The following is a 12,943-nucleotide window of genomic DNA, read 5'->3' on the forward strand; positions in this document are numbered from 1 at the left end:
CTCGTGCCACCAGCCGCCCGTCCGACCGCCCCCCGCACTTCCCCGGCCCGCTCGGGCATGCCGCGTTTCGACGGCGACGCCGCGCGGCGCTCTGCCCGCGACCGACCGCAGCGCACCGCGCTGCTCGGACCCGCCGCGCGCACGGTCCGCGCGCACCTGCCGACGTACCTCGGGGCGGTCCTGCTCCTGCAGGGCGCGGCGGCGCTCGTCGCGGTCCCGCTCATGGTGTGGCTGTTCGACGTGGCGCTCGCGGCCGCGGGCGCCGGCGCGCTCACGCACCTCAACGTGCTGCGCGTCCTGTCGAGCCCGGTCGCGGTGCTCCTCCTGCTGGTCGTGGCGCTCGTCGCGTCGGTCGTGGTCCTGTGCCAGCAGGGCGCGTTCCTCGCGATCGGCGCCCGGCTGCGCGCGGGCGAGCCTGTCTCGGCGCGGGCCGTGGGCGCCGACCTCGCGCGCACGAGCCGCAAGCTCCTCGGCCCCCAGCTCCTGCTGTTCGTGGGCTACTTCTTCGTGCTCGTTCCGGTCGGAAACTTCGGGACCGCGGCGTTCCTGGTGCGCGGCATCGCGATCCCGGAGTTCGTCGTCGGGGAGCTCCTCAAGTTCGACGGCGGCGTCTACGTCTACCTCGCGTTCCTCGCGGGCGTGCTGTTTCTGAACCTGCGACTGGTGCTGACGCTCGCGTTCCTGCTCACGTCCGACGCCTCGGTGTCCGGCTCCATGGCCGCGAGCTGGCGGGCGACACGCGGGCTCTGGCCGCGCCTCCTGGGCACGTTCGCGGTGGTCGCGCTCGGCGTGGTCGTGGTCGCGGCGGGCATCGTGATGCTCGCGCTGGTCCCCACGCGCGTCGCCGACCTGGCCGCGCCCGGCGCCGCGCCGGTCGTCGCGGGCGTGACGCTCACGGTCGTGCAGGTGGTCGGGTTCGTGCTCGTGGGCTTCGTCGCGGCGCTGCTCGCGCAGGTCGTGGTCGTGGTCGCGGGGGAGCGGCGCGAGTCGCTGCCCGACGGCGCAGCTCCCGTCGGCGACGCCTCGTCGCCCGGGCAGGTGCCGCCCGTCCTCGGGAGCGGCTGGGCGAGCCGGCCGCGCGGGGTGCGCGCCGCCGTCGGGCTGGCGGCCGTGCTGGTGCTCGTCGCGGTCACCGCGGCCAACACCCGAGCCATGACGACCCTCGCGCGCGAGGAGCCCGGCGCGGTGATCGCGCACCGCGGCGACCCGGGCGGGGGCGTCGAGAACTCGATCGCGTCGCTCGAGTCCGCCGCGGCGCTCGACGCGGACTACGTCGAGCTCGACGTCCTCCAGGCCGCTGACGGCGGGCTCGTCGTCTTCCACGACCTGACCCTGCGGCGCCTCGCGGGCTCCGACCGCGCCGTGCACACCATGACTCTCGACGAGCTGACCTCGACGACGATCCGCCAGGGCGGGTTCGAGGCGACCATCCCGTCGCTCGAGGAGTTCGTCGAGCGCGCCCAGGAGCTCGACGTGCCGCTCCTGGTCGAGCTCAAGGCGCACGGCCACGAGACACCGACGTTCGTCGCGGACGTCGTCGCGCTCCTGCGGGCGCACGGCGTCGCGGACGACTACCTGGTCCAGTCGATCTACCCCGAGCAGGCCGACGAGGTGCACGCGCTCGGCCCGGAGATCGCGGTCGGGTACGTCGTCCCGTTCCTGCGCGGCCCGCTCGGGGTCCTGCCCGTCGACTTCGTCGCGATCGAGCAGTCGTCGGACACCACGCGCGTGCGGGCCGAGGCGCGTGCGGCCGGGATCGACGTCTACGTGTGGACCGTCAACGAACCGGCCGCGATGCGGGCCCAGCTCCGCAGCGGCGTCGACGGCATCATCACGAGCAGCCCGCGCCGCGCCGTGGCCGAGCGCACCGCGGTGCGCGACGACCTGGCCCTGTCGGCACGGCTCGAGGACAAGCTGCGCGACGCGCTCGCGTGGTGACGCCCGGCCCTCGAGGAGCGCGGTGCCTCAGGACTCGGTGATCGCCACGTCGGTGGACAGGTGGACCGGCATGTAGTCGTCGACCGCGAGGACCCACAGGCCGTCCGCCCCTGCGGGGACCTCGAGACAGACGTTGCCCTGGGCCGAGTCGTCGGTGCCGATCAGGCCCGTGCCGACGAGGGAGTCGGGGACGTCGCCGCAGCCTTCCGTGTACTCGTTGCCGTCCCGGTCGACGAACCAGAGGTCGATCGACCCGTGGGCCGTCACCGTGCTCGACGGCCCGAGGTACATCGCGTCGACCGGGACGATCCAGTACTCCATGCCGTCGGCCGGGGACACGTTGACGTCGTTGTGCGCGAGGATCTCGGCGGTCGCCTCGTGCGGGATCTCGAGCAGGACCGACCACTCGTCGGTGTACACCTCGCCCTCGAGCGCCCACGGGTCGTCGAACGTCCCGCCGTCCTCGCCCGCGACCTGGTCGTCGCCGTGCCCGTCCCACGCCTCCTCCTCGTCGGGGGCCGGACCGGCAGACCACGGCTCGGCCGCAGCGTCGGCGAAGAGCTCGTTGCCCGCCACCACGGCCAGGGTCACCGCGGTCGCGCCGACGCCCCCGATCAGCAGGCCGGCGACCCCCGCGAGCACCCCGACCAGGACGCGCGAGGGGCCCGGCGTCCTGGCCGTCCCGTCCGCCGGGAAGCCCGCGGCTCCGTGACTCGGGGTATGCGGGCGCGGGGGACCGTACGGATTGGGCGCCCCCGGTGCGGTCGAGAGGGGTGATACCTGCCCGGGGTACGGGCTGCTGCCCGACGGGGGGATGCCCGGGGCGACGTCCGGGTGGGTGGTGGTCCGTGCGCTCGCCGGAGGCTGGGCGGGGCTGCTCGGCGGAGCGGGGGCGGCTGGGGGGACCAGGGCCGGCGGCTGCTGCGGTGCCGGTGCCGAGGTCGGCGGTAGCTGCGTCGTCGGCGGTTGCTGTGCTGGCGGTACGGGCCCGGCGGGCGTGCCGGCTCCGGACTCGGGGTGCGGGGACGAGGGCGGGGCGAACAGGTCACTCACGGATGCTCCACGGTGCGACGGGACCGGCTGGTCCGGGAAGGGTGTCGCTCGGCAGCTCGCGCGCCGCGCGCCCGGATCATCCCACCTGGGGGCGGCTGCGCGCCAGGGGTATCCGTGCAGGCCAGGACGTCGGAGGGTCGACCGGCGGAGGCTGGCGCCCGTGGTGCCCCGGAACGAGCGTGACTGCCGTCTGGGTCTGGGTCTGGGTCCGGGTCTGAGCCGGGTCTGAGCCGGGTCGGGCAGGGTCGGGTCCTGGTGCTGGTGGTGCCGAGCACGAGGTTCCGCGCACACGAGAACGAGGTTGTGGTCGCTATCCCCTCGATAACGACCACAACCTCGTTCTCGGCACCCGCGGGCACTCGGCACCCGCGGGCACTCGGCACCCGCGGGCACTCGGCCCACCGAGCCCCCAGCCCCCCGCCCCGCAAGCACCGGCCCGCGCTCAGGTGGTCAGCCCTCGCGCGGCCCGTCCACGGCCGACCCGACCAGGAACTGCGAGTACGCCCCGATGGTCAGGAACGTCGGGAAGTCCTCGGCGAGAGCGACGGCACGGAACACGTGCGCGGCCTCGTCGACCCGGTTGCCGTCCCCGCGCGGCAGGTCGTCGACGACCTCGGCGAGCAGCGCCTCGACGCGGGCCCGCGTGATGGGCACGCCGTTCTCGGTACGGGTCCCGGACGCGATCCACTGCCACACCTGCGAGCGGGAGATCTCGGCCGTCGCGGCGTCCTCCATGAGGTGGTCGATCGCCGCGGCGCCCACGCCGCGCAACCACGACTCGATGTACCGCACGCCCACCGAGACGTTGGACCGCAGCCCGGCCGCGGTGACCGTCGCGCCCGCACGGCGCACCGACCCGATGTCGAGCAGCTCGTGCTGCCCCACGCTCACGTCGTCGCGCAGCCGCGAGACCTGGTGCGGCTGGTCGCCCAGCACGGCGTCGAACTCGGCACGCGCCGCGGGGATGAGGTCGGGGTGCGCGACCCAGGTGCCGTCGAACCCGTCGCCGGCCTCGCGCCGCTTGTCCGCGCGGACCTGCTCGAACGCCTTCTCGGTCACGTCGGGTCGGCGGCGGTCGGGGATGAACGCGCTCATGCCGCCGATCGCGTGCGCCCCGCGCCTGTGGCACGTCGCGACGAGGAGCTCGGTGTAGGCCCGCATGAACGGGGCGGTCATGGGCACCTGCGAGCGGTCGGGCAGGACGTACTGGTCCCCGCGCGTGCGGAACGACTTGATGACCGAGAACAGGTAGTCCCAGCGGCCCGCGTTGAGCCCCGCGCAGTGGTCGCGCAGCTCGTGGAGGATCTCCTCCATCTCGAACGCGGCGGGCAGGGTCTCGACGAGCACGGTCGCGCGGATCGTGCCCTGCTCGATCCCCAGGTACTCCTGCGCGAACACGAACACGTCGTTCCAGACCCGCGCCTCGCGGTAGCCCTCGAGCTTGGGCAGGTAGAAGTACGGTCCGCGACCGCGCTCGACGAGCTCGCGCGCGTTGTGGAAGAAGTACAGCCCGAAGTCCACGAGCGACGCCGAGGCCGAGACCGCCACGCCCGCGCGGTCGACGTAGCGCAGGTGCTTCTCGATCAGGTGCCAGCCGCGGGGCCGGAACACGATGGTCGGCAGGTCGGTCAGCTCGGTCGAGCGCAGCGCGTACTCTCTGCCCTCGGGGGACGTGAACGCGAGCGTGCCGCGGATCGCGTCGTGCAGCGCGAGCTGGCCCTCGATCACGTTGCGCCACGTGGGCGACGACGCGTCCTCCTGGTCGGCGAGCCACACCTTGGCGCTCGAGTTGAGGGCGTTGATCGCCATCTTGGGATCGGTCGGGCCGGTGATCTCGACGCGCCGGTCCTCGAGGCCGGGAGCCCCGTGCGAGCCGGCGACGCGCCACGACGGGTCGTCGCGCACGGGCCGGGTCGCGGCGCGGAAGTCGGGGTCGATCCCGTCGGCCACGTCCTGGCGGCGCTGCTGGCGGTCCATGAGCAGCCCGTGACGGGCGGCCAGGAAGCGGTCGTGCAGCGCGGTGAGGAAGTCCAGGGCTTCGGGGGTCAGGATCTCGCGGTAGCGCGAGCCCAGGTGTCCGGTGACGTCCAGGGTGCCCGACGGCGTCGCGCGCCGCGCGTCGTCGTCGCGCCCCTGGTGGTGGCCGGGGTGCTGACCGGCCGAGGTGGGCCGGTCGGACGAGGTGCGTGACGTCGTCGGGCCGGACGAGTGGGTCGTGAGGGTGCTGGTCATGGCGGGCTCCGATGGTCTGTGCCGCGAGGTAGAGGGGAGTGGTCGAGGTAGAGGGCTGGAGCCCTCTACCTCGACGCGAGACCTCTCCCTCGGCGAGGCGGGCAAGGCTTAGTGGAACTGGGCGGTCTCGGTGGACCCGGCGAGCGCGAGGGTGGCGCTGTCGGGGTTGAGAGCCGTGGCGACCCGGTCGAAGTAGCCGGTGCCGACCTCCCGCTGGTGGCGGGTGGCCGTGTAGCCGTCGACCTCGGAGGCGAACTCGGCCTCCTGCAGCTCGACGTAGGCGCTCATCGCGCGGTCGTTGTACCCGCGGGCGAGCTCGAACATGGAGTGGGACACGGCGTGGAAGCCGGCCAGGGTGATGAACTGGAACGCGTAGCCCATCGCGGCGAGCTCCTTCTGGAAGCTCGCGATCTGGGCGTCGTCGAGGTGCTTCTTCCAGTTGAACGACGGCGAGCAGTTGTACGCGAGCTTCTTGTCGGGGTACTGCGCGTGGATGGTCTCGGCGAACCGGCGGGCCAGCTCGAGGTCCGGCTCGCCCGTCTCGACCCAGATGAGGTCGGCGTACGGGGCGTAGGCGAGGCCGCGCGAGATGACCGTGTCGATGCCCGGACGCGTCCGGTAGAAGCCCTCGGCGGTGCGCTCGCCCGTGAGGAACTCCTGGTCGCGGGGGTCGACGTCGGACGTGATGAGGTCGGCGGCGAGCGCGTCGGTGCGGGCGATGATGACGGTCGGGACGCCCGCGACGTCGGCGGCGAGGCGGGCCGCGTTCAGGGTGCGGATGTGCTGCGAGGTCGGGATGAGGACCTTGCCGCCCAGGTGGCCGCACTTCTTCTCGGACGCGAGCTGGTCCTCCCAGTGCACGCCCGCCGCGCCGGCCTCGATCATCGAGTGCATGAGCTCGTAGGAGTTCAGGGCGCCGCCGAAGCCGGCCTCGGCGTCGGCGACGATGGGGGCGATCCAGTCGCGCTCGGGCGTCCCGAGGGGCGATTCAGCGGTCTCGATCTGGTCGGCGCGCAGGAGCGCGTTGTTGATGCGGCGCACGACGGCCGGGACCGAGTTCGCGGGGTAGAGCGACTGGTCCGGGTAGGTCTGTCCCGACAGGTTGGCGTCGGCCGCGACCTGCCAGCCGGAGAGGTAGATGGCCTTGAGGCCCGCACGCACCTGCTGCACGGCCTGGTTGCCGGTCATGGCGCCGAGCGCGGCGACCCACTCCTCGGTGTGGATGAGGTCCCACAGCTTCTCGGCGCCGCGACGGGCCAGGGTGCGCTCCTCGCGCACCGAGCCGCGCAGGGCGACGACGTCCTCGGCCGTGTAGTCGCGCTGGACGTCGGCCCAGCGAGGGTCGGTCGACCAGGAGAGCGCGAGGTCGGCCGCGGACTGGCGCTGGTCGCCGGCCCGTGCCGGGGAGGTGACAGAGGATGAGACGGGGGCCGTGACGGCCTCGGTCCGGGAGGCCGCGGACGCCGGGCGAGGCGTGGCGTACTCGTTCTCGGAGCGACGGCTGATGATGGGCGGGGTGGTCACGGGGTGCCTCCAGAGCTTCGTTGCGTGCGGTGGTACTCGTTCCGGTCGCCGCTCGGGGTGAGCGATGGCCGTGGAACGACCTTCCTTCGCCGCGCAAGGGGTCCACAAGGACTTCTTTCGTAGAAGAAGTCGAGTTCTTCTGTTGTGCGCAAGGAGTGACGTGTGTCACCCTCAGTCATGGCAACTGACCCTGGCCCGGCGCAGAAGATCGCTGCGCCGCCCCGCGAGAACCGCGGCCCCCTCGGCGGCACGCTGGCCGTCGAGGACGAGGCCGACGCCCTGACGATCGGCCGCCGCATCCGGCACCTGCGCACCGAGAAGGGCATGACGCTCGACGACCTGGGAGCCGCGATCGGGCGCGCACCCTCGCAGGTGTCCGTGATCGAGAACGGGCGACGCGAACCCAAGTTCTCGCAGCTCCAGGCCATCGCCCGCGCGCTCGGCGCGAGCGTCGAGGACCTGCTCTCGGCCGAGCCGCCCACGCGCCGGGCGGCCCTCGAGATCGAGCTCGAGCGTGCGCAGCGCGGGCCGCTGTTCGCCTCGCTCGGGCTGGGCGCGGTGCGGGTCGGCAAGTCGCTCCCGAGCGACGCGCTCGAGGCCATCGTGGGCCTCCAGCGAGAGCTCGAGCGCCTGCACACCGAGCGGGCCGCGACCCCTGAGGAGGCGCGCCGCGCGAACACCGAGCTCCGCGCGACCATGCGAGCCCAGGACAACCACTTCCCCGAGCTCGAGACCACCGCGCGCGAGCTGCTCGACGGCGTCGGGCACGCCCGCGGTCCCATGTCGCAGCGCGTGGCCGCGGACCTCGCGACGCACCTGGGCTTCTCGCTGCACTACGTGCACGACCTGCCGCACTCGACCCGCTCGGTCATCGACCTGCGCCACCACCGCGTGTACCTGCCGAGCACGGGCACGCGCGCCTCGAGCGACCCGCGCTCGGCCCTGCTCCAGGCGCTCGCGTCGCACGTCCTGGGCCACCACGAACCGCGCGACTACGCCGAGTTCCTGCGCCAGCGCGTCGAGGCCAACTACCTCTCGGCCGCGCTGCTGCTGCCCGAGCGGGACGCGGTCAAGCTCCTCAAGGAGGCCAAGGACGCCCGCGAGATCTCGGTCGAGGACCTGCGCGACGCGTTCTCGGTCTCCTACGAGACCGCGGCCCACCGGTTCACGAACCTCGCCACGACGCACCTGGGCATCGGGGTGCACTTCATGAAGATCCACGAGTCCGGGATCATCCACAAGGCCTACGAGAACGACGGCGTGCGCTTCCCCGCGGACCCGCTCGGCGCGGTCGAGGGCCAGTACGTGTGCCGCAACTGGACCGCGCGCACGGTGTTCGCGGTCGAGGACCGCCTGAGCCCGTTCAGCCAGTACACCGACACCCCGACCGGCACCTACTGGTGCACGTCGCGCGTCCAGGACTCCGACGACGGCCAGTTCTCGGTGAGCGTGGGCGTGCCGTTCGCGCACGTCAAGTGGTTCCGGGGGCGCGAGACGAGCGAGCGAACGGTCTCGCGCTGTCCCGACGAGTCGTGCTGCCGGCGGCCGCCCCTGGCGCTGACCGAGCGCTGGGGCGACCAGTCGTGGCCCAGCGCGCGCCCCCACGCGAGCATGCTCGCCGCGATGCCGGTGGGGGCGTTCCCCGGGGTGGACCAGACCGAGGTCTACCGGTTCCTGGAGGCGCACGCACCGGCGCTGCGGTAACCGCCCGCCGGGTGCGGAGCAGGTGTCGTGCGCCCTGGCGTGCCGCGCCTGGGCGGCTCCGCACCCAGCGGGAAGCGGGTCAGCCCAGGCGCGGGAAGACCGGGTCGGGGGTGCCGACCCGGTCGTCGCCGACCCCCTGCCCACCTGCCGCCGCGGCCGGGAAGAGCTGCTCGCGGAGCCGCGCGGCGCCGTCGGGCACGAACGGCGAGAGCTCGGCCGCCACGACCCGGCACGCCTCGACGAGCCGCGCGAGCACCTCGTCCAGTCGTCCACCCGCGTCCGTGTCCCCGGCGCGCTCGCGGGCTGCGAGCTCCCACGGCTTCTCGGCGTTGACGTACCGGTTGGCCGCGTCGACGATGCGCCACACGGCCCCGGTCGCGGTCCGCAGGTCCGCGTCCGCGAGGGCCGCGTCCACGGCAGGGGCGACCTGCCCGACGGCGGAGCCCAGCTCGTCGGGTGCGCTCGCCCGGGTGCGGGGGAGCGCGGGTACGACGCCGTCCCGGAACCGGTGCACGAGCGTGAGCGTGCGGTTGACCAGGTTGCCCACGCCGTGGGCCAGCTCGTCGTCGTGCCGCGCGACGAGGCGCTCGGTCGTGAACTCGGCATCGCCCAGGAGCGGGACCTCGCGCGCGAACCACCAGCGCAGCGCGTCGGTGCCGTAGGCGTCCACGAGCCCGACGGGGTGCACCGCGGTGCCCGCGGACTTGGCGAGCTTGGCGCCACCGGCCGTGACGTAGTCGTGCACGTGGATCGTGGTGGGCAGCGGCTCGCCCGCCGAGAGCAGGAGCGCGAGCCAGTACACCGCGTGGAAACGTGTGATGCCCTTGCCGATCACGTGCACGCGCTCGTCGCCGCCGGACCACCAGGTGCGGTAGTCGTCCGCGGCGCCCGGGTCGGCCTGGTCCGAGCCGTAGCCCAGCGCGGTGACGTAGTTGGTCAGCGCGTCCCACCACACGTACACCACCTGCGAGGGGTCGCCCGGGACGGGGACGCCCCACCCGTCCGAACGGGCTGCGGGCCGCGAGACGCTGAAGTCCTCGAGCCCGGCGTCGACGAACGCGAGGACCTCGTTGCGCTTGGCGGCCGGGTTGATGCGCACGCGCCCCGTCGCGATCTCCTCACGGATGCGGTCGCCGTAGCGGGACAGCCGGAAGAACCAGTTCTCCTCGACGACGCGCTCGGGCAGGGGCACGTGCTCCGGACAGCGGCCCGACGCGTCGAGCTCGTCGGGGGTGTAGAACTGCTCGCAGCCCGCGCAGTACAGGCCCTCGTAGGAGCGTCGGTGGAAGTCGCCGGCCTCGGCGCAGCGACGCCACAGAGCCTCGACGCCCGGCCGGTGACGAGGGTCGGACGACGTCGACAGGAAGTCGTCCGTGGACAACGACAGCGTGGGGCGCAGGGCGCGGAAGTCCTCGACGCGCTCGGCGACGAACCCCCCGACCTCACGGTCCGCAGCGCGGGCGGCGCTCACGTTCTTGAGGGCGTGGTCGTCGGTGCCGGTCAGGAAGCGGGTCGGCCGCCCGCGCAGGCGTGCGTGGCGAGCCAGGACGTCGGTCTGGACCAGCTCGAGCGCATGACCCAGGTGCGGGTCGCCGTTGACGTAGGGGATCGCGGTCGTGACGTAGAAGGTGGGGCCGGCGGGCGGTGCGGTGCTGCCGGCCGGCGTGGGCTGTGCGGGCGGGACGGTCATGGCGCAAGGTCCTCTCGGGGACTGCGGCACCTCGGCGGGTGCCTCGACGGACGCCTCGACCGCACCGGGCCCGGACACACGAAAGGCCTCGCTGCGGCGAGGCCTTGGGTGGTGACGAGCGCGGTCAGCGCATCACGAAGGGCCCCGGGTGGGGCGCATCATGACGGTCGACGAGTGGCTCATACGGTCGACCCTAGCAGGGGAGCGTCGGTGGCCCGAGAGCCCGGCGGCTCCCGTGCGGCGGTCGTGCAGCGGCGCTCACCGACCCGCCGTGCCCGACGCGTCGGACGACGCCAGGAGCTGGCGCGCGAGCGCGTCGGCGGCCCAGTCCTGCCACGCCTGGGGGGACCATCCCAGGTCGAGCACGAGCGTCCCGTAGGTGTCGGGGCCGAGCAGCGTGTGGGTCACGTCGGCCGCGGCCTCGGTGCTGGTCCGGAGCGTCGCCTTGCGGGCGAGCGCGGCGGTCAGGGTCGCGGCGACGGTCCGCCGCTGCTCCTGGTTCGCGGCCCACAGGTCGGTCAGGGCGGGCAGACCGGGCGCGGCGTCGCGCAGCACCCGCAGCAGCGGGGCGACGCGGTCCAGGACGGCCCGGGCGCCGGCGGCGTGCAGGGCGAGGTGGCGTGCGGGGTCGGGTTCGGCCAGCACCTCGCGCACCCAGGGCCGGTCGAGCGTCGCGACGTCGTCGTGGTCGCCCGCGACGCGCACGTCGAGCAGCTCCTTGAAGAGCGCGTGCTTGGTGCCGAACGTGTAGTAGATCGTCTGCGTCGCGACGCCGGCGGCCCGGGCGACGTCCTCGACCGAGGTGCGGGTCCAGCCGTTCTCGACGAAGAGCTCGTGCGCCGCGTCGAGGATGCGGGTGCGCGTCGCGCGGGCCTTCTCGGCGCGGGTGGGCGGCATGGGGACTCCTCGGGGACGATTGACTGTAGTTAGACTACAGTGATATTCACTAGAGCATGACTCTAGTGAATGCACGGGACGTGCTCGTGATCGGTGGCTACGGTGCGGTGGGCTCGGTCGTGTGCGCACGGCTCGCCCAGGCCGTCGCCGGCCGGGTGGTGCCCGCCGGGCGCAGCCTCGCCGCGGCGCAGGAGGCGGCGCGCCGGATCGGCTCGCCCCGAGCGGAACGGGTCGACCTCGCGGACCCCGCGACCCTCGACGCGGCGCTCGTCGGGGTGGGCCTCGTCGTCCTGGCCGTCGAACCGGGCGACGACCGGGTGGCCCGGGCGTGCCTCGCGCGGGGCGTGTCGCTCGTGGACGTCTCGGCGTCCCGCGGCCAGCTCGAGGCGACCGAGCTCCTCGACGAGGTCGCCCGCGAGGCGGGCGCCGCGGCCGTGCTGAGCGTGGGGGTCGCACCTGGGCTCACGAACCTGCTCGCCCGGCGTGCGCACGACCTGGTCGGCGGTGCCCAGGAGATCGACGTCGCGGTGGTCCTCGGCGGGGGCGAGGCGCACGGCGCGGACGCGATCCGCTGGACGGTCGACGGCCTGGTCGGACCACGGCCCGACGGCGGTCCTCGCCAGGTCCTGCTGCCCGCCCTCGGGCGGCGCACGGTCCACCCCTTCGACTTCTCCGACCAGCACGCCCTGCGCCGCACGCTCGACGTGCCCCGGGTGACGACCCGGTTCGCGCTCGACTCCCGCGTGCTGACGGCGGCGCTGTTCGGGGCGCGGCGCTCGGGCGTGCTGCGTGCGTTCCGCGGCGCGCGCGGGCGGCGCGCGCTCGCGGCGGTCTTCGGTGCCGTGCGCGTGGGCGGCGACCGGTTCGCGCTCGCCGCCACGGCCCGCGACGGCGACCGTGCGGCGCAGGTGTCGCTCGTCGCGTCGGGCCAGGGGAGGGTCACCGGGCTGGTCGCGGCCGAGGTGGCGCTCGCGGTCCTCGCCGGGCGCGTCCCGCCGGGCGTTCGCCACGTCGAGCAGGTCGACGGCCTGGCCGACCTCCCGGAGCGGCTCGTGGCGGCTGGGGGAGACGCGGCCGTCGAGCTGTTCGTCGACGGGGTCGCGGCTCAGTCTCCCGCGGTGGTCCCGGTGTCGCGCGCGCTCCACATCGCGAGCCAGTCCTCCCACGAGGGGCCCGGGGGAAGGGCCTCGGAGGCGGCGGTCGCCGGGGAACCCGCTGACGCGGCGGCCTGCGCGAGCCCGGCGAGCGTCACGCCGAGATAGCGCAGGTGGAGGGCGTCGGCCTGCTCGCGCGGCAGGGGGAGGGGCGGGCGCAGGTGGGTGATGAGCAGCATCAGGTCCGCCGGTGTGAGGGTGGCCGGCACGAGGCCGGCCTCGCGGTCGACCGCCAGGAGCTCCTCGAGCGCCCCGTGCAACGCGGCGGACGCGGTGTCGACCTCGGGCGTCGCGGGCGGGTGCTCGCCCGAGGAGATGATGAGCGGGCCGAACGACTCGAGGATGTGCCGCCGCAGGAAGGTCTCGACGGCACCCGTCGCGGCGACCTCCGCGGTGCCGGCCTCGTGGGCGCACTCGCGCGCGATCTGCGCGAGCTCGTCGATCGCCGCGACGTGCAGCGCGCGGACCAGGGCGTTCTTGGTGCTGTAGCGCCGGTAGACCGTCCCGACGCCGACGCCTGCCCGCTCGGCGACCTGCGCGATCGTCGCCTCGGGACCGTGGAGGGAGAAGACCTCGCGCGCTGCGACCAGCACGTTGCGGTCGTTGGCGAGGGCTTCGCGCTTGCGACCGGCGAGCGGCGGCGAGGTCGGGTCCGGAGGCATGCCTTCACGGTAGCCGTCGTGGATGCTATTTTGGAACGGAACGGAGATTCCGTTCCGTTCCATCTGCTGCCGGTCCGCCGGCCATCGAC

General features: G+C 73.9%; 8 protein-coding genes and 1 pseudogene. 3 read left to right on the forward strand and 6 right to left on the reverse strand.

The genetic code is table 11. The annotated features are described in order from the left end of the window. The first annotated feature begins 3 nt into the window (after positions 1 to 3). Positions 4 to 1,938: a glycerophosphodiester phosphodiesterase gene (locus ASE15_RS19825; protein WP_157277296.1), complete on the forward strand. Its 1,935-nt coding sequence runs from the start codon at positions 4 to 6 to the stop codon at positions 1,936 to 1,938. Positions 1,939 to 1,965: 27 nt separating this feature from the next. Here the strand turns inward: ASE15_RS19825 and ASE15_RS21005 are convergent, their stop codons facing one another. The 3 genes from ASE15_RS21005 to aceA form a co-directional block, all read right to left on the reverse strand. Beyond that, positions 1,966 to 2,580, reverse strand: coding sequence for a hypothetical protein (locus ASE15_RS21005; RefSeq protein WP_056654528.1), 615 nt, complete (start codon positions 2,578 to 2,580; stop codon positions 1,966 to 1,968). A gap of 861 nt (positions 2,581 to 3,441) precedes the next feature. Further along, complete coding sequence (aceB, locus tag ASE15_RS19835) at positions 3,442 to 5,223, reverse strand: malate synthase A (RefSeq protein ID WP_082618633.1); 1,782 nt, start codon at positions 5,221 to 5,223, stop codon at positions 3,442 to 3,444. 108 nt (positions 5,224 to 5,331) lie between these two features. Further along, the gene (gene aceA / locus ASE15_RS19840; protein WP_235534598.1) at positions 5,332 to 6,747 is read right to left on the reverse strand and encodes an isocitrate lyase; all 1,416 of its coding nucleotides are present in this window, start codon (positions 6,745 to 6,747) and stop codon (positions 5,332 to 5,334) included. A gap of 177 nt (positions 6,748 to 6,924) precedes the next feature. Between aceA and ASE15_RS19845 the strand changes: the two genes are divergently transcribed. After that, positions 6,925 to 8,451, forward strand: coding sequence for a helix-turn-helix domain-containing protein (locus ASE15_RS19845; protein ID WP_082618634.1), 1,527 nt, complete (start codon positions 6,925 to 6,927; stop codon positions 8,449 to 8,451). A gap of 79 nt (positions 8,452 to 8,530) precedes the next feature. Here the strand turns inward: ASE15_RS19845 and ASE15_RS19850 are convergent, their stop codons facing one another. Further along, positions 8,531 to 10,141, reverse strand: coding sequence for a methionine--tRNA ligase (locus ASE15_RS19850; RefSeq protein WP_082618635.1), 1,611 nt, complete (start codon positions 10,139 to 10,141; stop codon positions 8,531 to 8,533). Positions 10,142 to 10,399: 258 nt separating this feature from the next. Further along, positions 10,400 to 11,038, reverse strand: coding sequence for a TetR/AcrR family transcriptional regulator (locus ASE15_RS19855; protein WP_056765447.1), 639 nt, complete (start codon positions 11,036 to 11,038; stop codon positions 10,400 to 10,402). A 56-nt stretch (positions 11,039 to 11,094) separates the two neighbouring features. On the opposite strand from ASE15_RS19855, the gene ASE15_RS20555 reads away from it, so the two are divergent. Then, positions 11,095 to 12,300 carry a saccharopine dehydrogenase NADP-binding domain-containing protein gene (locus ASE15_RS20555; protein WP_082618636.1) on the forward strand — a complete coding sequence of 402 codons (1,206 nt, stop codon included), beginning with the start codon at positions 11,095 to 11,097 and terminating at the stop codon, positions 12,298 to 12,300. Positions 12,301 to 12,659: 359 nt separating this feature from the next. Here ASE15_RS20555 and ASE15_RS21645 read toward each other — a convergent pair. Further along, positions 12,660 to 12,917: pseudogene (locus tag ASE15_RS21645) on the reverse strand (helix-turn-helix domain-containing protein); the annotation flags it as partial. Positions 12,918 to 12,943 lie beyond the last annotated feature (26 nt).

The sequence above is a fragment of the Oerskovia sp. Root22 genome (assembly GCF_001429135.1).
GTDB lineage: Bacteria > Actinomycetota > Actinomycetes > Actinomycetales > Cellulomonadaceae > Oerskovia > Oerskovia enterophila.